The organism is Bacillus cereus group sp. MYBK220-1 (assembly GCF_051916445.1).
Taxonomy (GTDB): Bacteria; Bacillota; Bacilli; order Bacillales; family Bacillaceae_G; genus Bacillus_A; species Bacillus_A cereus.
In genome coordinates this window covers 782,606-800,666 of record NZ_JBQAGQ010000001.1, presented here as the reverse complement: position 1 = coordinate 800,666, position 18,061 = coordinate 782,606, and the positions used below count along the sequence as shown (strand labels likewise).

The window sequence follows — 18,061 nt, the reverse complement described above, 5'->3', positions numbered from 1 at the left end:
AATACGAAACAGCAAGCAACTAACTTTACAATTTAAATAAAGGAGAGGATGCTTTATGAAAACATGCAGTAAAATTACATGTGCAAGTCTATCACTTTTAATAGCTGGAAGTTCCCTGTTATACATAACACCAGCCTCAATTGTAAAAGCAGAACCCACGCAAAATGTATCTAGTTCGTTACAAACAAGTAATCAAAGCGATCGTACTTCCGTTAAGAAAGCAATACGGGATTCACTCCAACTTGGATACCCTGGAATACTCGCTCAAATTTCTAAGGGTGGCAAAAATTGGAGCTATGCCGCCGGGATAGCGGATCTGAGAACCAAGAAGCCGATGAAAACAGATTTTCGCTTTCGCATTGGCAGTACGACGAAGACATTCATTGCAACAGTTCTACTTCAATTGGCTGGAGAGAACCGCTTGAATCTAGATGACTCCATCGAAAAATGGTTGCCTGGCGTCATTCAAGGAAACGGATATGATGCTAACCAGATTACGATTCGGCAGATATTGAATCATACAAGTGGGATTGCTGAATACTTAAAGTCAAAAGACTATGATATTATGGATACAAAAAAATTGTATACGGCTGAAGAATTAGTAAAGATGGGAATTTCTCTTCCACCAGACTTTGCTCCAGGTAAGGGCTGGTCTTATTCAAACACAGGATACGTAATACTGGGTATCCTTATTGAAAAAGTAACTGGAAACAGCTATGCGGAAGAGGTTGAAAATCGGATTGTTGAACCGCTCGAATTGTCGAATACATTCCTACCTGGTAATTCAACTGTTATTCCAGGTACCAATCATGCCCGTGGATATGAAAGATATGACGGAGAAAGTGAGCTAAAAGACGTTACTTATTCATACCCAGGTAGCTCGGATGGAGATATGATTTCTACTGCTGACGATTTAAACAAATTCTTCTCTTACTTACTCAGTGGCAAATTAATGAAGGAACAGCAACTAAAACAAATGCTTACTACAGTTCCTACAGGAATTGCTGAAATCGGCAGATATGGTCTTGGAATCTATGAAACTAAACTTCCAAACGGTGTCTCGATATGGGGACACGCAGGTGCCTCTCCAGGGTTTTCTACTTTTGCTGGAGGCACACTTGGAGGCAAGCATACATTGGCCATCAATTTGAATGGCCATAAAACTAGTTATAGTCCTTCTGATCCTTTTAAAAATATTTTACTTGCTGAATTTAGCAAGTAGGTAAAAAGGAAAAACAGATAAACCTTCCCATAGTTTTTATAGTTAGAAATATATATTTCTGGTTCGAAAAACTTATTCTAAAAAATTTTTGGGGATTTTGGAATTACGGGGGCAAGCCAATGTTATTAAGCTAATAAAACAAAATAGTCCCTAAAATAAAAAATACGCTATTCTTTCTGTAGAATCAGAGAAAAGGATGGCGTATTTTTAAACTTGGGGTTAAAGAAAGTTCTTAACTTGATGGACATGTGGCGGTACCCCATCACCATCAAGTTAAAATTTTATAATGCTCTAAAACGAAAAATTTGAGTCTTTTATAGCAATGAAGTTCATTTTATCGTTTTGGGGCAACCTGATCTGGTGGTACGCCTTATAGATATTTTTACGTTTTTAATTTTTGTATTGACCTTAAAGTTACTTTAAGGTTTATGCTAAAGACAATTACATAAAAAAGCTTTTTTTATGTCTATATATAATTAATCATAAGGTGAGGAAAGTCATATGGGTATATACAATAGGAGAAATTTGGCTTTAGTTTTAGCATTATTTAATGTATTTATTGTATTTTTAGGAATTGGTCTTGTAGTTCCTGTAATGCCATCTTATATGAGGGTATTACATTTAGGCACTGACACTATGGGATATTTAATTGCTATGTTTGCATTTTTTCAACTATTAACATCTCCTATTTCCGGAATATGGGTAGATATATTTGGTCGAAAAAAAATGATTATAGCAGGGTTAATTCTATTTTCCTTTTCTGAATTTTTATTTGGAGTTGGAAATCAAATATGGGTATTATTTCTTTCTAGAGCACTAGGAGGCGTTAGTGCTGCATGTATGATGCCGGCAGTCACTGCTTTTATAGCTGATACAACATCATTAGAAAACAGAGCAAAAGCATTAGGGTATTTATCGGCAGCTATTAGTACAGGATTCATTATTGGACCTGGTATTGGTGGTTTTATATCTGATTTTGGCATACGTGCACCGTTCTTTTTTGCAGCAGTAATTTCTGGTATCGCTGCGTGTTTTTCAGTATTCATTTTGAAAGAACCTGTATCTAAAGAACAACGAATTAAAATGCAAGATAACAAAATACAAGTTAGTTTTTTAAAAGAAATGAAACAATCTTTTCACCCTTTATATTTTATCCCACTATTACTTGTTTTTATTTTAGGATGTGGTTTATCAGCTTATGAACATATGTTTAGCTTTGTTGTTGATAAAAAGTTTGGTTTTACACCTAAAGATATATCAATAATTATTTCAGTAAGTGCCATATTAGGAGTAATAGCACAAATCATGTTTTTTGAAAAATTAGTAAAAAAATTTGGTGAAAAAGGAATCATTAAATATAGCTTATTCATAGCCGCTATAATTATAGTTGTATCTACATTTGTCGGTAATTATTGGATGGTCGCGATTTTAACGTTTATCATCTTTTTGGCATTTGATTTACTTCGACCAGCAATTACAACATTACTTTCTAAAATAGCTGGAGAAAATCAAGGATTTATCGGAGGGATGAATTCTACTTATACAAGTCTCGGGAATATAATAGGGCCAGCAACGGGAGGCATTTTACTTAATGTAAATGTAAATCTACCATATATCTTTGCAGGATTAATTCTTGCTATTGGATTTGGCATAACTGTATACTGGTCCAAATATATAACAAAAAACAACAGAGATACATTTCCAATGCAATCCTAATCTTATTGACAGGTTTCTATTTAAACCCAAACCAGAAAGCTTACGTTTTTATTTAATAAATCCCTTAAGTTGATGGGCATGGGGTACCGCAAACGAGAAGCGAATTTTGCACGCTAAGCAAAAAAACAATAAGCTGTACACATGGACAGCTTATTTACATTATTCTCGTTATTGGAAGTTATTTTTAACTTTTCCTGATCCGAAAGAGTCAATCTTTGTTTTGTTCTTCTAATAGTTGAATAACCGTATCTAATTTTTGTTCAACTGAATCTTGCTTTTTGCGATTGTTAGTATGCCGAATTATACGTATAATTCCCCCGAACACTGCACCGATGATTACTAAAATAATAGCAACTCCCATGTAATAAATAGAGTTTTCTAAAGGCATTATTTAGAATCTCCTTTTTCCCTATTTTACCCTTTAAAAGGATTGATATATTGTTTGATTTTGGTTAATATAATACCCTGATTTTTATAAATTAATATATGTATTATCTTATAAAAAAACTCAGCAGGATTTATTCTGATGAGTTTTTTTGTTTATATAATTTATCAATAATTATTCTTTTTTCTCCGGCTGATAGGAAAGAATAACGACACCTGAACTGGTCGTTCTTGTTTCGATCAGTTTTAAAGCCTTTGTATCGTTTCCGGTTTTAAAGAGATGCTTTCCGCTTCCCACGATAACAGGATTGACCATAAAATGATATTCATCAATGAGGTCGTGTTGCATCAATGTCTGTATAAGCTCACCACTACCATAAATTAAAAGGTTCTGACCGGGCTGTTCCTTCAGTTTCGATATTTCTTCTACAATATTCCCCTTGATAAGGTTTGCATTCCATTCGGTTTCTTCCAAAGTTGTTGAAGCAACAAATTTAGGCATGCTGTTCATCTTATCAGCAAAACCTTCTTCATCAGTCATAGAAGGCCAGGCAGCTGCAAAACCTTGATAGGTTACTCGCCCTAGTAGAAGAGCTTCACTTTCAAACAGTAAATCGGATTGAAACTTTGCTACTTCTTCATTGAAATATGGAGCAGTCCAAGCTGGTTCCTCCATGACACCATCTAGTGAGAGGTACATCGATACAATTATTTGTCCCATTTTGTTCTCCTTTAGTTTTAAATTGAGATTTTTACATATTGGTAACACAATTATTAATTCTTCAGTTAGCGAAATTCTCCTTTTTTAATAATTTCGATAAAATGTATTTATGTATGTTTCGGAATAACTCAATATATATTAATAACTTCGAAATATTGTATGACAGATAATTTTTACGCATTATTGATTAGCATTGCTTATTGTGCAAACGAATCAGGATAGTGTGGCGACCGACCAACTAAATAGTTGCTTATCCTCAATTATTAGAAGGAAAGTTCTATCATTTCACGAATTGATTAGACATAGACGAGTGCTATAATTTTCTATATATACATAAAGAGGTGACTACGCATGAATCAAAGACCGTCAGAAGAAGAATACGCTGGGAGCTCCGGCGAATATATCCGTTTGGTGCCAGACGGTAACATCATCGACATTCTGCTCGCTCAGGAAAAGCAAATGACCGAGCTCCTGGCATCGTTGACCGAAAGCCAGGCCGCATATCGGTATGCGGAAGGAAAATGGACGCTGAAAGAAGTCGTGGGCCACATTGCAGACGCGGAACGCGTCATGACCTACCGCCTGCTCCGGTTTGCAAGAGGGGACCGGACGCCTCTGACCGGTTTCGATCAGGAATTGTTCATACCTCCTTTCGGAAGCTGGACAACCGCGCAATTGGCCGAAGACTACCGGGCCGTACGGCAATCAACGATCACATTGCTGCGCGGGCTACCGGCGGAGGCATGGCCCCGCAAGGGCACAGCCAACAACCTAAGCATTACGGTGCGCGCCCTCGCGTACGGCATCGCAGGACACGAAATTCATCATATGGGGGTCATCCGAAATCGGTATTTGAGTTAATCGCCGGCTGAGGCCATTGGAATGGAACTAACACCTCACATACAATCTTAGATACCGTTCTTATTGGGGCCCGTCCCACAACCATCAACTTAAGGATTTAAACTATTTTTGTAATTAAAAGCACGTTACTATTCTCTTATGTTAATGAGAATAGTAACGTGCTTTTTATGAATATGCACCAAAAACAGGAGTTATATCGATTTTTCTCATTTTGGGGTATTTGATTTTCTTAGATTGAGGGTGATGGGGCACTACTCTATAATGGTCAAATTAAAATTTAAAACAGTTATAGAGACTCCATTTCTCGGAAATATTGTAACTATTAAGTTGTAAAAAGAACCGTAGTTTTTCATTTTTGAAAAGGCAATGGTCCTTTTTAGTTGTAGCAAAGTTATGATGCGAGGAAGCTTTTTAATTAATCAAAAAAACTCGATTAATAAGTTGCATAATGAACTCACTAGCGTATATACTATCAATATCAAAAAAAGTTGATGAAGGGAAGTGAACTACAGTGACACAAGATTTTCAGTTATATGAGAAAAAATTCAAAGCGTTGGCGGATCAAAAGCGTTTAGAAATTATGTATGAACTTTGCCAGCGGGGCCAGACGTGTGTATGTGATTTAACAGAAGTTTTTGAAATGACGCAATCTAAGTTGTCCTATCATTTAAAGATTTTATTAGATGCGGGTTTAATTGTAAAAGAAACAAAAGGTACGTGGAGTTATTATGATTTAAATGATGCGGAAGTGAATAATTTATTATCAGAAGAATTGTGCTGTATCTTTAGAAAAACAGGGAAAGGTAGTTGCTGTTAAAATTTTGAACTATTAATCAAAAAAAATTGATTAATGATATATAAAGAGGAGGAATAAGGATGAGATATGTTCACGTTGGTATAAACGTTACGAATTTAGAGAAGTCTATTGAATTTTATGAAAAGGTATTTGGTGTATCACCAGTTAAAGTGAAAACAGATTATGCACAATTTTTATTAGAGACGCCAGGACTTAATTTCACGCTGAACGTGCGAGATGAAGTGAAGGGAAATCAGGTAAATCATTTTGGTTTCCAAGTGGATACAGCTGAAGAAATTACATTGCATAAAGAACGATTAGAAAAAGAAGGTTTCTTCGCGCGTGATGAGATGGATACGACTTGTTGCTATGCAGTACAAGATAAGTTTTGGGTAACGGATCCCGATGGTAATGAGTGGGAGTTCTTTTATACAAAAGCAGATAGTAATGTTCATAAAATAGAAGACCCATCTTGTTGTACGACTTCTATCGTAGTAGAAAAAAATTCTTGTTGTTAATAGGAGATGGAAAATAAAATGAAACGTTTATCCTTTCTAGACCGCTATTTAACACTATGGATTTTTCTAGCGATGGCTGTTGGGATTGGTTTAGGGTTTGTGTTCCCTAGTGTAGTAGACGGATTGAATACATTACAGGTTGGAACGACGTCTATTCCACTTGCTGTTGGTTTAATTGTAATGATGTATCCACCATTAGCGAAAGTTCGCTATGAGGAAATGGGACGAGTATTTAAAGATGTAAAAGTGTTAGTTCTATCTTTAGTACAAAACTGGATTATTGGCCCGGTACTTATGTTTGTGTTAGCAATTATTTTTCTTCCTGATAAACCAGAATACATGGTGGGTCTCATTATGATTGGATTAGCACGTTGCATTGCAATGGTCATTGTTTGGAACGATCTTGCTGATGGTGATAAAGAGTATGCGGCAGGTTTAGTGGCTTTTAATTCGGTATTTCAAATGTTATTCTTCTCGGTTTATGCATACGTGTTTGTAACGGTAATTCCAGAATGGTTAGGAATTGAAGGGGCTATTGTCGATATTACAATGATAGAAGTAGCAAAATCAGTATGTATCTATTTAGGAATTCCTTTTATAGCAGGTATGTTGACGCGCTTTGTACTCGTTAAGTTAAAAGGAAGACAGTGGTACGAAAAGGTGTTTATACCTAAAATTAGTCCACTTACATTACTTGCATTACTATTTACAATCATCATTATGTTCTCCTTAAAAGGGGAGATGATTGTTAGCATGCCACTAGATGTGGTAAGAATAGCGATGCCGTTATTAATCTATTTTATTGTAATGTTTTTTGTATCTTTCTTTATGGGAAGAAAAATTGGTGCCAACTACCCGATAACAACAACGTTAGCATTTACAGCTGGTAGTAATAACTTTGAGTTAGCAATTGCTGTAGCAGTTGGTGTGTTTGGTATTCATTCGGGCGCAGCATTCGCAGCTGTTATCGGACCGTTAGTGGAAGTGCCTGTAATGATTGCACTTGTAAACGTTGCTTTTTGGTTTAAACGTAAATATTTTAATGACCAACCAGTATAATTTAAAAACAAAGGCGGAAAACAACATGGAAAATAAAAAGACAATCTATTTCTTATGTACAGGAAATTCATGCAGAAGCCAAATGGCAGAAGCATGGGGCAAACAATATTTAGGAGATAAGTGGAATGTATATTCTGCAGGAATCGAAGCACACGGAGTGAATCCAAACGCAATTAAAGCAATGAACGAAGTAAATATCGACATAACAAATCAAACATCAGATATAATTGATGCAAACATTTTAAATAGTGCTGATTTAGTCGTTACGCTTTGTAGTCATGCGGATGCTGTATGCCCATCTACTCCGCCGCATGTGAATCGTGTTCACTGGGGATTTGATGATCCAGCAGGAAAAGAATGGTCTGAATTTCAACGTGTTCGCGATGAAATTGGTGAACGTATAAAGCGATTTTCTGAAACAGGGGAATAAATAAAGGAAAGAGTCAATCTTCTATTGTGTTGGAGATTGGCTCTTTTTTATTATGTATTTCATTTACTTATCGCATCGCTTTAAAACTACTCTTAGTAAAAATACAGAATATTATGTAAAAATGGTAAAGTTAGAATAGAACAGTTTAAAAAAGGGGGTGTAACGTATGATCTGTGAACTAAGCAAGGATGATTTTTATAGGTGTAATCGTTTAGTGAATGAACAAGGTCAATTAGAGGTACGTGCTGTAATTGCAGGAGTGAATCCTGGTCGTATATTTGTAGATAACGTGACTTCTCCTAATTCGGGACTCATTTGGTTAGGTAATAATGATGGCTTCTTCTTTATTGGAGATGCTGAAAATGAAGAGTTTAATAAAGAAGTGAATCGTTTTATTAATCATGTAATAGTACCTGAGGCGAGGAAAGTAGGACTAGATTGCTTTGAAGGAATCGGGAATCATTCGAAGTGGAATAAAACAATCGAAAGAATATTTCAGCATCGTAAATTAAAGAGTTGGAATCAAAGAGTGTATATGCTAGGAAAAGAGGATTATGAAAATCATCATGAGCCTAAATTTGAACAGAGATATACTGTACTGAAAATGAGTAAAGCTCTCTATGAAAATAATAATAATACATTTAAGAACATTGATTTTTTACAATCAAAAATTTTAGAGTTTTGGTCTTCACCGGATTCTTTTTTCAATGAGGGGATTGGCTATTGCATTGTTTATGATGATTTAATTGTGAGTGTTTGTTTTTCAGGGTTCGTCTTTGAAAATATACACTGTATAGATATTGAAACGATAGAAGGTCACCAAGGGAGAAAATTAGCTCAAAAGATAGCGCATAGTTTTGTGAAAGATTGTTTGGAGAATGATATTATTCCATATTGGGACTGTATGGAATTGAACAAGCCTTCTGTTGCAGTTGTAGAAAATGTAGGGTTTACAAATGTATTTAACTATGTGGGATATTATTTTTTATTTGAATAATCTAGGTATACTTTACAATTTACACTTTGAGATTGTCCAATCATTATATATATCTACAATTTAAAAAAGAAAGCATATGAGGTGTGCGAAAATGAAAATACAAATAGTATTGTTTGATGGTTTCGGAGAACTTGTCTCTTTCGCACCGTTTGAGGTACTGAAAAGAGCGATAGAAGAAGGGGCTCAATTTATAGTTGAATTCGTTTCGAGTGAACAAAAGCAGGAAGTTACTACCTCGTTTGGAGTTACAGTTAAACTACATGATTTTTTACGAATGGAGAATCGTCCAGATTTGTTAATTGTACCTGGTGGTGGCTGGAATCATAAAGCAGAGCATGGGGCACGAAAGCAAGCAGAGCTTGGAACTTTGACTAAAATGATTAGCGAGATGCACAATGCAGGAACAATCGTTGCTGGTGTGTGTACAGGGGGGATGCTATTAGCTGCCTCTGGTATATTGAACGGTCGAAAGGCAACGATGCACTATTTGGCACAGGATGAAATGAGTGAATACGGGGCAGAGCTTCTTCATTACCGAATTGTAGATCAAGGCGATATTATCACTGCAAGAGGGGTCACTTCAGGAGTTGATTTGGGACTTTGGATCACGGAAAGATTCGCAAGTCCTAAAATTGCGGCTGCTGTTGAATACAGAATGGAATATGAGAGGCGAGGTGTTGTTTGGAAGTAATTTGACTTCTTTTTTATCCCGCATTAACGGACAGTAAGACTCCCACCACAAAATTCAGCGAATGGGAGGGAGGGCTGCCCGGAAAAAAACAATGGATATGTACTAATAATCAGTGGGGATGACAAAACTCCTACTGATGAAAGTTTCATTTTATAATTTTTCATCTTATTAAAAGTTGATTTGTTAGAAAGGACAATCATTTATTGATATAATGAATGGATGCGTGGCAGGAAATAGATAGAAAGATACTGCTAGTAATTTATACTTAAAATGTAGGGAGATTGAACAGAGTTATGGGGACAGAAAAAGAAATTAGTTCCGCTAAATTAATATGGAAGATGACGCGCCCGCATACGTTAACGGCGACGTTTTCTCCTGTAATTTTAGGAACAGTGGCATCACTTTATGTTGCCAAAATTGATTGGCTGTTATTTATTGCGATGATGGCTGCATGTTTAGCATTGCAAATAGCAACGAACTTATTTAATGAGTACTATGATTTTAAACGTGGATTAGACACTGCTGAATCCGTTGGCATCGGTGGCGGAATTGTCCGTCATGGATTGAAGCCAAAAAATGTGTTAACAGTTGCGCTTTTATTATATGTCGTAGCAGCAATTATTGGAGTTTATATTTGTATGAATAGCAGCTGGTGGTTAGTCGTCATCGGTTTAATTGGAATGGCGGTTGGCTATTTATATACAGGCGGTCCATTACCAATTGCGTACACCCCGTTTGGAGAATTAGTTTCTGGATTGTTAATGGGAACATGTTTTGTACTCATTGCTTTCTTTATTCAAACGAATACTGTAACGATTGAAAGTGTATTAATTTCCATTCCAATTGGAATTTTAGTAGGTGCAATCAATATGTCGAATAACATCCGAGATATCGAAGAAGATATTAAAGGTGGAAGAAAGACATTAGTAATCCTCCTTGGGAGAGAAAAAGCTGTGGTAACACTAGCGATAGCCTTTTTCATTGCGTATTTATGGATTGCCGTAATTGTATTAATGGGTTATATAAGCCCTTGGGCATTAGTTATGTTCCTAGGTTTGAGAAAGCCAATTTCTGCGATTCAAAGTTTCCAAAAAGGGGCAAAGGATCCTGGATATATGCGCATCGCAATGAAATCAACAGCGATGACAAATACGATTTTCGGCTTCTTGTTGTCAGCAGGATTATTAATTAGTTACTTGTTTTAAATGAAAAATATTGTTAAGTAACTTAACCCCAGTTTCTCAATTTTATTATAGAGAGATTGGGGTTTTTATTTTGACGTTGTTTCATGTTAAAAACAGTTTCATTTGAAATGCAAATACCAATAAATTGCAACTTCATCATTTTCAATATCCAAACCTTTATAAACAAGAAAATCAAACCCACCAATTACAAATCCGCATTTTTCATAGAACTTACATGCTGCGACATTATTATTTTGCGTTTCAAGCATGATACCTGGCATATTGCCTTTTTTTGCCCACTGCTTTGCTTGATGAACTAATCTTTTACCAACTCCGAGTGTACGATATTTTTTATCTACCGTTATATCTTCTATGTAAGCATAGCGGTTCCAATTCTTTTTTAATACCATTAATCCAATGATTTGGTTATGTAACAGAGCTATGTAAATGACTTGATTAGGTTTATTTATATATTCATTGTAAGCCAGTTCTTCATTATCATCTTGATTTTGTAAATAACTTTTTTCATAACTCGGAACGTCTTCTACTGTATATTTTATACGTCTATTTCCTTTGGAAAGAGAAAGAATTAACCGAGCATTCACTATAAAACTGTCATCAATCTCCGGGAGATTATCTAAATCATTTGTTTCTAACTCTCTAATTACAAGGTTCATCGGGGCACCTCCACATAATAATATTTCTTCTAGTTCTTCATTTGGTTCAAATAAATTCCAATTACAAAATTATAATAGAATTTCAATAGTACGGCTATCTTTGTATTTTATCTTTATATCAGTATGCTGTTATCTTGATATGAAAATATTGTTTAGAAAGAGTAGTATTTTTTATTTTGGATGTATATCCAGTTTTCAAATTTAACTATGTTAGAAAAATAAATATTCTTCTAAAGAGTAGATGCAATACGCTATTCTTTAACTAATTTCGACATTATCTGCATTTTATCTTCACCTTCCTCTATTAATCTATTTATTGTAAATATCAACTGAAGTTAATGTTTAGCTGCATAAATAATGAAGATGAAAATGAGTAGGGAAAGGATCGAAACATAATGAAAGAATCACAAAATAAGAAAAAAACAAGTGTAGTAACGAAGGCAATACTATCTCTAGGAGTTGTTTTAGCAACGACCTTATTCACGTTCTTTTTAATAGGAAAATGGAACGCTATCCCAGCGAAAGGGGTAGCGAATGAAAGTAGTAACCCAGTTAATACACAACAACAAGAAAAGAAAAAAGAAACACCACCGGCAAAACAGAAAAAACCTGATGGAAAACCAGTAGGAAAGGTTGTTTATTTAACATTTGATGACGGCCCTAGCGAATTAACTGGAAAATTTTTAGATGTACTAAAAGAGCAACATGTTTCTTCGACATTTTTTATGCAAGGTAGCAATTTACAGAATACTGGTTTTCAGGAAAATGTAAAACGAGCAGTAAAAGAAGGACATTATATTGGTGCACATAGTATGACACATAATAGTGATAAGCTATACAAAAAAGGACAATTTGTAACGGAGATGAAAGAAACGTTAGCTCTTATTCATAATATTACAGGTACAACTCCTAAACTAGTCCGTCCCCCATATGGATCTGCACCAGGATTAAGGGGGCAGGACATTCGTAACAAAATTGTAGAAGCAGGAATAAAAGTTTGGGATTGGACGATAGATTCAAATGATTGGAAATTAAAAGGTAACCCACAGCAAATTATAGAAAATGTAAAGCGTACAACAACAGAAGATGTGGAAGTAGTTCTAATGCATGAAAAACTACAGACATTACAAGCGCTTCCGGAAATTATTAAATTTTATAAGGAAAAAGGATATGAATTCGGGGTATACAATGAAGCGGATCATTTTCAACTAAACTTCCAGAAAGATCAACGTCTATAGTATAAACATAATTATTTTAAAAAGGTGTTTTCCATTACTAAATCAATAACTAAGCCAAAAGTCGATTTCTTATTTTATAAAGAAATCGGCTCTTTCGTTTATGTATTACGTTACAAGAGTTTTCTTATTTTCTCCGGAATGTCCTTTTTTGAAATCTATGCAACAGAGTCTTTATAGTAAGAGTATTTTGTCGGGGAATAATCAAAAAAACGTATATTACAATATAAAAAATTCATCTTAATACTAAAGGATACATGACAACGATTCCTATAAATTCTTCTCAATAATTGAAAATAAAATCAATCCAGATTATTATATTGTTATTGTAATTATAAATGTAATTACATTTTATTGAAGGAGGATACAAAGATGAAAAACTCAAAAGGCTCTATTGAATCAGAGATAAGCAAAGCAATTACTCACTGGGAAAAGGACTACCTAGGACGCGGGTCTATATCCGTTAAGACAGATATATTACGGGATATGATTATCGTAAATTTACAAGGTATTTTAACGCCAGCTGAATATACGGTTTGCGAAACAAAAGACGGTATGCTAACGATAAAGAAAAATCGTTCGGAGCTAGTTGAATCTGGAATTGAAGATTTGAAAGAGATTATACTAGAATTAACTGGAGAAAAAGTGAAAAGTTTTCATACGGATATAAGCTCCCGTACTGGTGAACGAGTAATGATTTTTAAATTGTTTCATAATCTTGAGGAAAAATTTTAAAAATTAAAACCATCGTAGGGTTAGTGGGAGATAATTAAGAAACCTAAAAGTTTTGCGCTTTATTTAAATTTATTAACATGATAATAATTAATAACTTGAAATTATTTACGTATACTGAATTTTAATTGGAATAACGCTCAAAAAAACTGATAAATAAATTGACAAACTGCTTAATATAGTTTATCTTATAATTGTTTTAAAAAATTAATAGATGCTTATTTTAACTGTTTGCTATAATTAAGGCTTTAGCATTTTTTTAATATGTAATATTGACTAAATGAAAAAGTTTCTTAATTGAAAGATAGCGCATAACATAAATTGATATATTGATTGCATAATCTAGGAGATCAGAGATATACTGTTATTTTTAATAGGAGTAATACATACATTACTATCCTCTATAAAATGGGAGCTCTTCAAAAAACTTTATTGAAGTTAGTTGAAGTGAAACCGACAATCTCCATAATTCAATGATGATATAAAATCATTGAATTATGGAAGTTGTCGGTTTTTTTTATGGGAAAAAACGATGTACTAAAAGAGTGAATGAAAATTGAAATTAAAAAAACTATCGTAATGAAAAGGAATTTTTATAGGCTATTTTCGCTTAGAAGGGAGTATTTAACATGTTAATTTCGCTGAGTTCATCAACACTGTTAACTTTATTTTTTATGGCGCTTAGTGCTTCTTGGCTAAGTGGATTATTGTTTTTAAATGCAAGGATACCTTTACGTTTTGTTCATATCCATATTGGTATTGCTGCTTTACCTTCATTGGTTTCTTTACTCGCACTTGTTAATAACAATGGAGATAGAGTTGTGGGGCCTTGGCATCTAGATACTTTAGCTTGGTTAATGGCTTTCTTTGTTCTTACAATTGGTTTAATCATTCAGCGTTTCTCTGTACGTTATTTAATGGGGGATCACTCATATCGAAAATACTTTGCACTTTTTACATGTACTACAGGTGTATCTTCGGTTGCATGGTTAAGTGATGATCTTCGCTTAATGCTCATTTGTTGGGGAGCAACGCTTATAGGATTGGTTCTACTTATAGGGCTAAATAAAGGGTGGAAAGTAGTTAGTGAAGCAACTAAAATCTCTGGCTACCTATTTACAATAAGTTGGATTGCCTTACTATCAGCTATCATTTGGCTTTTTCAAGTAACAGGACAGTGGCAGTTAACATCAGTTTTAACGAATGAAAATGTAGCTCAATTTGGAACATTGGAGAAAACAGGAATTAACTTATTGATTATAGTAGCTGTGATGATTCCAGCAGCACAATGGCCTTTTCACAGATGGTTAATTGAATCAGCTGTTGCTCCAACTCCTGTTTCTGCTATTATGCATGCGGGTTTAGTAAATGCTGGAGGTATCATATTAACTAGATTTTCGCCACTTTTTCATGATGATATTGCACAAATCATTTTACTAATTTTCTCTAGTATTTCTGTCTTAATCGGAACAGGAATTAGTTTAGTTCAAGTTGATTATAAACGTCAGCTAGTAGGTTCAACTATTGCACAAATGGGATTTATGCTTATTCAATGTGCATTAGGCGCCTATTTAGCAGCTATTATTCATTTAATTTTACATGGTTTGTTTAAAGCTACACTATTTTTACAAGCTGGTTCTTCCGTGCAACGTTTTGGGGTAGTGAATCAGTCTAATGAAAAGATGTCTAATTTATGGATGATAGTTGGGCGTGTTTTAGGATTATTTATAGCAATTACTTTCTGGTTTATGACTTCTGGAGAGGGGTATCAACTAGTTAGTGCGTTAATCTTAGGCTGGTCACTATACTTTTCATGGAAACAGCTTGTTGTTTTTGGAGAGGGAAGAATGGGACGAATTGCTGGCGTAATTGTTTTGATTGGATTTTCTCTCATTTACTTTACCGTTCATAATTCTCTTTATAAATGGTTGCATACTGATATTTATCAAAGTGTTCAACCTTCAGCTCCAGCCGTTATCTTTGTTATATGTATTTTACTATTTAGTAGTGTTATTAGTACTTTCGTTACTCGTCATCAATCTTCTACTTTATTCGCTGTACTTTATCTTTGGTTAGTTCGAATAGGTGAGGCGAGACGAAAGTCAGTAGAAAGTCACCCAAGCTATCTGAAACATTATGTATCAAAGGGAGGTAATTCGTGATGAGCATATCGTCAATATTAAAGAAAGATACAAACATTGATATGCAAGAAAATAATATAAATGATTTAGTTGCATCTGCTAGCCGAGTTATTGCGCCACTTTGGCCTATCTCTACGTTTGCAGCTCACCACCCTTGGATGGGACTTGAAAAGCAATCATTTGAACAAGTCGCAAATTGGTTAAAAGAAGCTCGTAATGTGGATATTTATCCTAGTGCCTCCATGATTCATTCGGCAAAAGCGAAAGGTGAGATTGAGGAATCATTTTTACAAATGAGTTTGTCTCGTTGGCTGGATTCACAATCTTTTCATATTCCGCGAGAGAAAGCAGAGCGATTTTGCCAAGCGGCTTTAAAGTTAGAAAAATTACCTTCTAGTCTATTATCATCGCCAGAAGTAAATAAATTGGCAGAAGAAATGAATTATATAAATACAGCAAGTATGCAAGCCTCTGTTATGCAGCCAATAAGTTCGCTTATAGAGAGTCAAAATAGTGAAAACCTATCTGATGTTCTTAATTATCATATCATTAAATGGTGTAAATTATATCTTGATGAATCCGGATCAAATTGGACGATGCCAAATCGAGAGAAAGGTTTTTATCGTGCATGGCAACACCTTATTACATTTGATCCAGCGCTCAGTAAAAATGAGCGTAAAGTTTTAAAAGATTGGCCACAAGATGCCGAAGTAGCTTTAGCGAGAGCATTATGTGAACTAGGAATTTCTGAATCTAACATACAATCTTACCTTGAAGGGCACTTACTTTCTTTGCCTGGGTGGGCAGGAATGATACGATGGCGCTCACAACAATCAATTCAGGAACAGGAACTTCTCATAGAATATTTAGCAGTTCGAATTTCTATGGAGCTGGCTATTGTAAAACCTTATTTACCTTTAAAAAATCAAAAGGTTGAGAAAAAAGTTTCGATCGTCCCACTTATAGCTTCTTGGATCTATTGGGGGAATATTTCAACACGGGAATGGTTACAAATGCCTGCTGCTGAACAAAGTGAATTATTAGCATTCGCTTATCGTTTTGATGAAAATATTCGCAGGAAACTTTGGCTGGAAGCTTGGGAACAAACGCATGCAGAGCAATTAAGGGAGAAGATTGCTTCTACACAACGTGCAACCAATGATAAAAAGCGTGTATTAGCTCAATTAGCATTCTGTATTGATGTACGTTCAGAACCGTTTCGTCGCCACCTTGAAAAATTAGGTCCGTTTGAAACATTTGGAATAGCTGGTTTCTTTGGGTTACCAATTGCAACTAGTGAACTAGGTAGTAATAACAACCATCCTTCTTTGCCAGTTATACTCAAACCGAAACATCAAATAAAAGAGCTCACAAATGAAAATGAACTTAAATCTTATGAGCAGCGTAAGAGGGTAGGCAGTTCGGTACGTTATACTTTTAAAACGATGAAACAGAACGTAATGACAAGTATGGCGCTACCTGAGTTAAGTGGTCCTTTACTTGGTCTACAGATGGTGACAAGAAGCTTTGTCCCAAGAGGAGTTGGTGGTTTCATTCGTAAACTTCGTAAAACTATGTTACAAAAACCTGATACAACATTCTCGCTTAATCATGTTCATAACACAAAGGGTGAGATACCTATCGGTTTTACAAAAGAAGAAAAAGTGAACTATGTGCGTCAAGCTTTAAAAATGGTGGGACTGACAGAAAAATTTGCTCCTTTAGTTGTAATGTGCGGACATAGTAGTCAAAGTACGAACAACCCTTATGCTGCAGCACTTGAGTGTGGTGCTTGTGGCGGAGCAGCAGGAGGATTCAATGCAAGAGTTTTTGCTACTTTATGTAATCTTCCAGAAGTGAGAGAGGCGTTGTTTGCTGAAGGTATTAAAATTCCTGAGGATACCATTTTTGCAGCAGCTGAACATAAAACAACAGTGGACGAATTGGAATGGATTTACGTCCCAGAACTTTCGGAAACTGCGCAAGAAGCATTTGATTGTATCGAATCGATTATGCCAAATGTGAGCCAACATGCAAATAGAGAGCGTTTAACGCAATTACCAAATTTTAAAACGAAAATAAAAAATGCGAGTAAAGAGGCACATCGATTTGCAGAAGATTGGAGTGAAATACGTCCAGAATGGGGATTAGCTCGTAATGCATCTTTTATTATCGGGCAACGAGAATTAACTCAGGATTGTGACTTAGAAGGTAGGGCTTTCCTTCATAATTATGATTGGAAACAGGATGAAAGTGGCGATATATTAGCTAACATTATTGCAGGACCAGGAACAGTAGCTCAGTGGATAAATCTACAATATTACGCTTCAACTGTAGCTCCTCATTATTATGGTAGTGGAAACAAAACAACCCAAACTGTAACCGCGGGTCTAGGTGTTATGCAGGGAAATGCAAGTGATTTGTTGCCAGGCTTACCTTGGCAATCCGTTATGCAGTCAGATAGTGAGACGTATCATTCACCACTTCGTTTACTAATTGTAATTCAAGCGCCTAGTCAATATATAGAACGTTTGTTAAATAATGATTTCACATTTCGAGAAAAAGTTCAAAATGGATGGGTTAGACTTGCAAGTGTTGATCCAAAGGGACGCTGGAAAAACTGGTAACAATCATGTAATGAATTATCAACTATTGTTACTAGCTTAAAAGTTTCATAAATACAATAATGAAGAAGGA

Annotated in this window: 17 protein-coding genes; 14 read left to right on the top strand and 3 right to left on the bottom strand. The window is 35.1% G+C overall.

Annotation, left to right across the window (positions count from 1 at the left end; all coding sequences use genetic code 11):
- Window positions 1-55: 55 nt before the first annotated feature.
- Both ACTFRU_RS04065 and ACTFRU_RS04060 read left to right on the top strand, forming a co-directional pair.
- On the top strand, window positions 56-1,222 hold the full coding sequence (locus tag ACTFRU_RS04065) for a serine hydrolase domain-containing protein (protein WP_049108415.1): 1,167 nt from the start codon (window positions 56-58) through the stop codon (window positions 1,220-1,222).
- A 501-nt stretch (window positions 1,223-1,723) separates the two neighbouring features.
- Window positions 1,724-2,938, top strand: a complete 1,215-nt coding sequence (locus tag ACTFRU_RS04060; RefSeq protein WP_197323893.1) for an MFS transporter — start codon at window positions 1,724-1,726, stop codon at window positions 2,936-2,938.
- Between the two features lie 208 nt (window positions 2,939-3,146).
- On the opposite strand, the gene ACTFRU_RS04055 is transcribed toward ACTFRU_RS04060, so the two are convergent.
- Together ACTFRU_RS04055 and ACTFRU_RS04050 are read right to left on the bottom strand one after the other, a co-directional pair.
- Entirely contained in the window at window positions 3,147-3,326 is a 180-nt protein-coding gene (locus tag ACTFRU_RS04055; RefSeq protein ID WP_001127750.1) for a DUF4083 family protein, read from the bottom strand.
- A gap of 171 nt (window positions 3,327-3,497) precedes the next feature.
- On the bottom strand, window positions 3,498-4,043 hold the full coding sequence (locus tag ACTFRU_RS04050) for a dihydrofolate reductase family protein (protein WP_000529754.1): 546 nt from the start codon (window positions 4,041-4,043) through the stop codon (window positions 3,498-3,500).
- A gap of 351 nt (window positions 4,044-4,394) precedes the next feature.
- Here ACTFRU_RS04050 and ACTFRU_RS04045 point away from each other — a divergent pair, with 351 nt between their 5' ends.
- The 8 genes from ACTFRU_RS04045 (at window position 4,395) to menA (ending at window position 10,600) form a co-directional block, all read left to right on the top strand.
- On the top strand, window positions 4,395-4,904 hold the full coding sequence (locus tag ACTFRU_RS04045; RefSeq protein WP_088363640.1) for a DinB family protein: 510 nt from the start codon (window positions 4,395-4,397) through the stop codon (window positions 4,902-4,904).
- 511 nt (window positions 4,905-5,415) lie between these two features.
- Window positions 5,416-5,721: an arsenical resistance operon transcriptional regulator ArsR gene (gene arsR / locus ACTFRU_RS04040; protein ID WP_002024507.1), complete on the top strand. Its 306-nt coding sequence runs from the start codon at window positions 5,416-5,418 to the stop codon at window positions 5,719-5,721.
- Window positions 5,722-5,780: 59 nt separating this feature from the next.
- Window positions 5,781-6,218: an ArsI/CadI family heavy metal resistance metalloenzyme gene (locus ACTFRU_RS04035; RefSeq protein ID WP_102956906.1), complete on the top strand. Its 438-nt coding sequence runs from the start codon at window positions 5,781-5,783 to the stop codon at window positions 6,216-6,218.
- Between the two features lie 18 nt (window positions 6,219-6,236).
- Entirely contained in the window at window positions 6,237-7,277 is a 1,041-nt protein-coding gene (gene arsB / locus ACTFRU_RS04030) for an ACR3 family arsenite efflux transporter (protein ID WP_086389129.1), read from the top strand.
- Window positions 7,278-7,302: 25 nt separating this feature from the next.
- Window positions 7,303-7,707, top strand: coding sequence for an arsenate reductase (thioredoxin) (gene arsC / locus ACTFRU_RS04025; protein ID WP_000428353.1), 405 nt, complete (start codon window positions 7,303-7,305; stop codon window positions 7,705-7,707).
- A 166-nt stretch (window positions 7,708-7,873) separates the two neighbouring features.
- Complete coding sequence (locus ACTFRU_RS04020) at window positions 7,874-8,704, top strand: GNAT family N-acetyltransferase (protein WP_000562830.1); 831 nt, start codon at window positions 7,874-7,876, stop codon at window positions 8,702-8,704.
- Window positions 8,705-8,795: 91 nt separating this feature from the next.
- Complete coding sequence (locus ACTFRU_RS04015; RefSeq protein ID WP_088363641.1) at window positions 8,796-9,395, top strand: DJ-1/PfpI family protein; 600 nt, start codon at window positions 8,796-8,798, stop codon at window positions 9,393-9,395.
- Window positions 9,396-9,688: 293 nt separating this feature from the next.
- Window positions 9,689-10,600, top strand: a complete 912-nt coding sequence (menA, locus tag ACTFRU_RS04010; protein ID WP_006918166.1) for a 1,4-dihydroxy-2-naphthoate polyprenyltransferase — start codon at window positions 9,689-9,691, stop codon at window positions 10,598-10,600.
- 98 nt (window positions 10,601-10,698) lie between these two features.
- Here menA and satA read toward each other — a convergent pair whose 3' ends face one another.
- Entirely contained in the window at window positions 10,699-11,256 is a 558-nt protein-coding gene (satA, locus tag ACTFRU_RS04005; protein WP_088363642.1) for a streptothricin N-acetyltransferase SatA, read from the bottom strand.
- Between the two features lie 395 nt (window positions 11,257-11,651).
- On the opposite strand from satA, the gene ACTFRU_RS04000 reads away from it, so the two are divergent.
- From ACTFRU_RS04000 to ACTFRU_RS03985, 4 genes are all read left to right on the top strand, one after another.
- Window positions 11,652-12,494: a polysaccharide deacetylase family protein gene (locus ACTFRU_RS04000; RefSeq protein ID WP_006918160.1), complete on the top strand. Its 843-nt coding sequence runs from the start codon at window positions 11,652-11,654 to the stop codon at window positions 12,492-12,494.
- A gap of 369 nt (window positions 12,495-12,863) precedes the next feature.
- On the top strand, window positions 12,864-13,226 hold the full coding sequence (locus ACTFRU_RS03995; RefSeq protein WP_000798162.1) for a DUF2294 domain-containing protein: 363 nt from the start codon (window positions 12,864-12,866) through the stop codon (window positions 13,224-13,226).
- A 626-nt stretch (window positions 13,227-13,852) separates the two neighbouring features.
- Window positions 13,853-15,385: an NADH dehydrogenase subunit 5 gene (locus tag ACTFRU_RS03990; protein ID WP_290101170.1), complete on the top strand. Its 1,533-nt coding sequence runs from the start codon at window positions 13,853-13,855 to the stop codon at window positions 15,383-15,385.
- Entirely contained in the window at window positions 15,385-17,991 is a 2,607-nt protein-coding gene (locus ACTFRU_RS03985; RefSeq protein WP_440037486.1) for a DUF2309 domain-containing protein, read from the top strand. The genes ACTFRU_RS03990 and ACTFRU_RS03985 overlap by 1 nt, the downstream gene beginning before the upstream one ends.
- Window positions 17,992-18,061 lie beyond the last annotated feature (70 nt).

Excerpts from the sequence above, each read along its gene's own strand:
- ACTFRU_RS04065 (WP_049108415.1), top strand. The coding sequence starts at position 56 with ATGAAAACATGCAGTAAAATTACATGTGCAAGTCTATCACTTTTAATA.
- ACTFRU_RS04060 (WP_197323893.1), top strand. The coding sequence starts at position 1,724 with ATGGGTATATACAATAGGAGAAATTTGGCTTTAGTTTTAGCATTATTT.
- ACTFRU_RS04055 (WP_001127750.1), bottom strand. The coding sequence starts at position 3,326 with ATGCCTTTAGAAAACTCTATTTATTACATGGGAGTTGCTATTATTTTA.
- ACTFRU_RS04050 (WP_000529754.1), bottom strand. The coding sequence starts at position 4,043 with ATGGGACAAATAATTGTATCGATGTACCTCTCACTAGATGGTGTCATG.
- ACTFRU_RS04045 (WP_088363640.1), top strand. The coding sequence starts at position 4,395 with ATGAATCAAAGACCGTCAGAAGAAGAATACGCTGGGAGCTCCGGCGAA.
- ACTFRU_RS04035 (WP_102956906.1), top strand. The coding sequence starts at position 5,781 with ATGAGATATGTTCACGTTGGTATAAACGTTACGAATTTAGAGAAGTCT.
- arsB (WP_086389129.1), top strand. The coding sequence starts at position 6,237 with ATGAAACGTTTATCCTTTCTAGACCGCTATTTAACACTATGGATTTTT.
- arsC (WP_000428353.1), top strand. The coding sequence starts at position 7,303 with ATGGAAAATAAAAAGACAATCTATTTCTTATGTACAGGAAATTCATGC.
- ACTFRU_RS04020 (WP_000562830.1), top strand. The coding sequence starts at position 7,874 with ATGATCTGTGAACTAAGCAAGGATGATTTTTATAGGTGTAATCGTTTA.
- ACTFRU_RS04015 (WP_088363641.1), top strand. The coding sequence starts at position 8,796 with ATGAAAATACAAATAGTATTGTTTGATGGTTTCGGAGAACTTGTCTCT.
- menA (WP_006918166.1), top strand. The coding sequence starts at position 9,689 with ATGGGGACAGAAAAAGAAATTAGTTCCGCTAAATTAATATGGAAGATG.
- satA (WP_088363642.1), bottom strand. The coding sequence starts at position 11,256 with ATGAACCTTGTAATTAGAGAGTTAGAAACAAATGATTTAGATAATCTC.
- ACTFRU_RS04000 (WP_006918160.1), top strand. The coding sequence starts at position 11,652 with ATGAAAGAATCACAAAATAAGAAAAAAACAAGTGTAGTAACGAAGGCA.
- ACTFRU_RS03995 (WP_000798162.1), top strand. The coding sequence starts at position 12,864 with ATGAAAAACTCAAAAGGCTCTATTGAATCAGAGATAAGCAAAGCAATT.
- ACTFRU_RS03990 (WP_290101170.1), top strand. The coding sequence starts at position 13,853 with ATGTTAATTTCGCTGAGTTCATCAACACTGTTAACTTTATTTTTTATG.
- ACTFRU_RS03985 (WP_440037486.1), top strand. The coding sequence starts at position 15,385 with ATGAGCATATCGTCAATATTAAAGAAAGATACAAACATTGATATGCAA.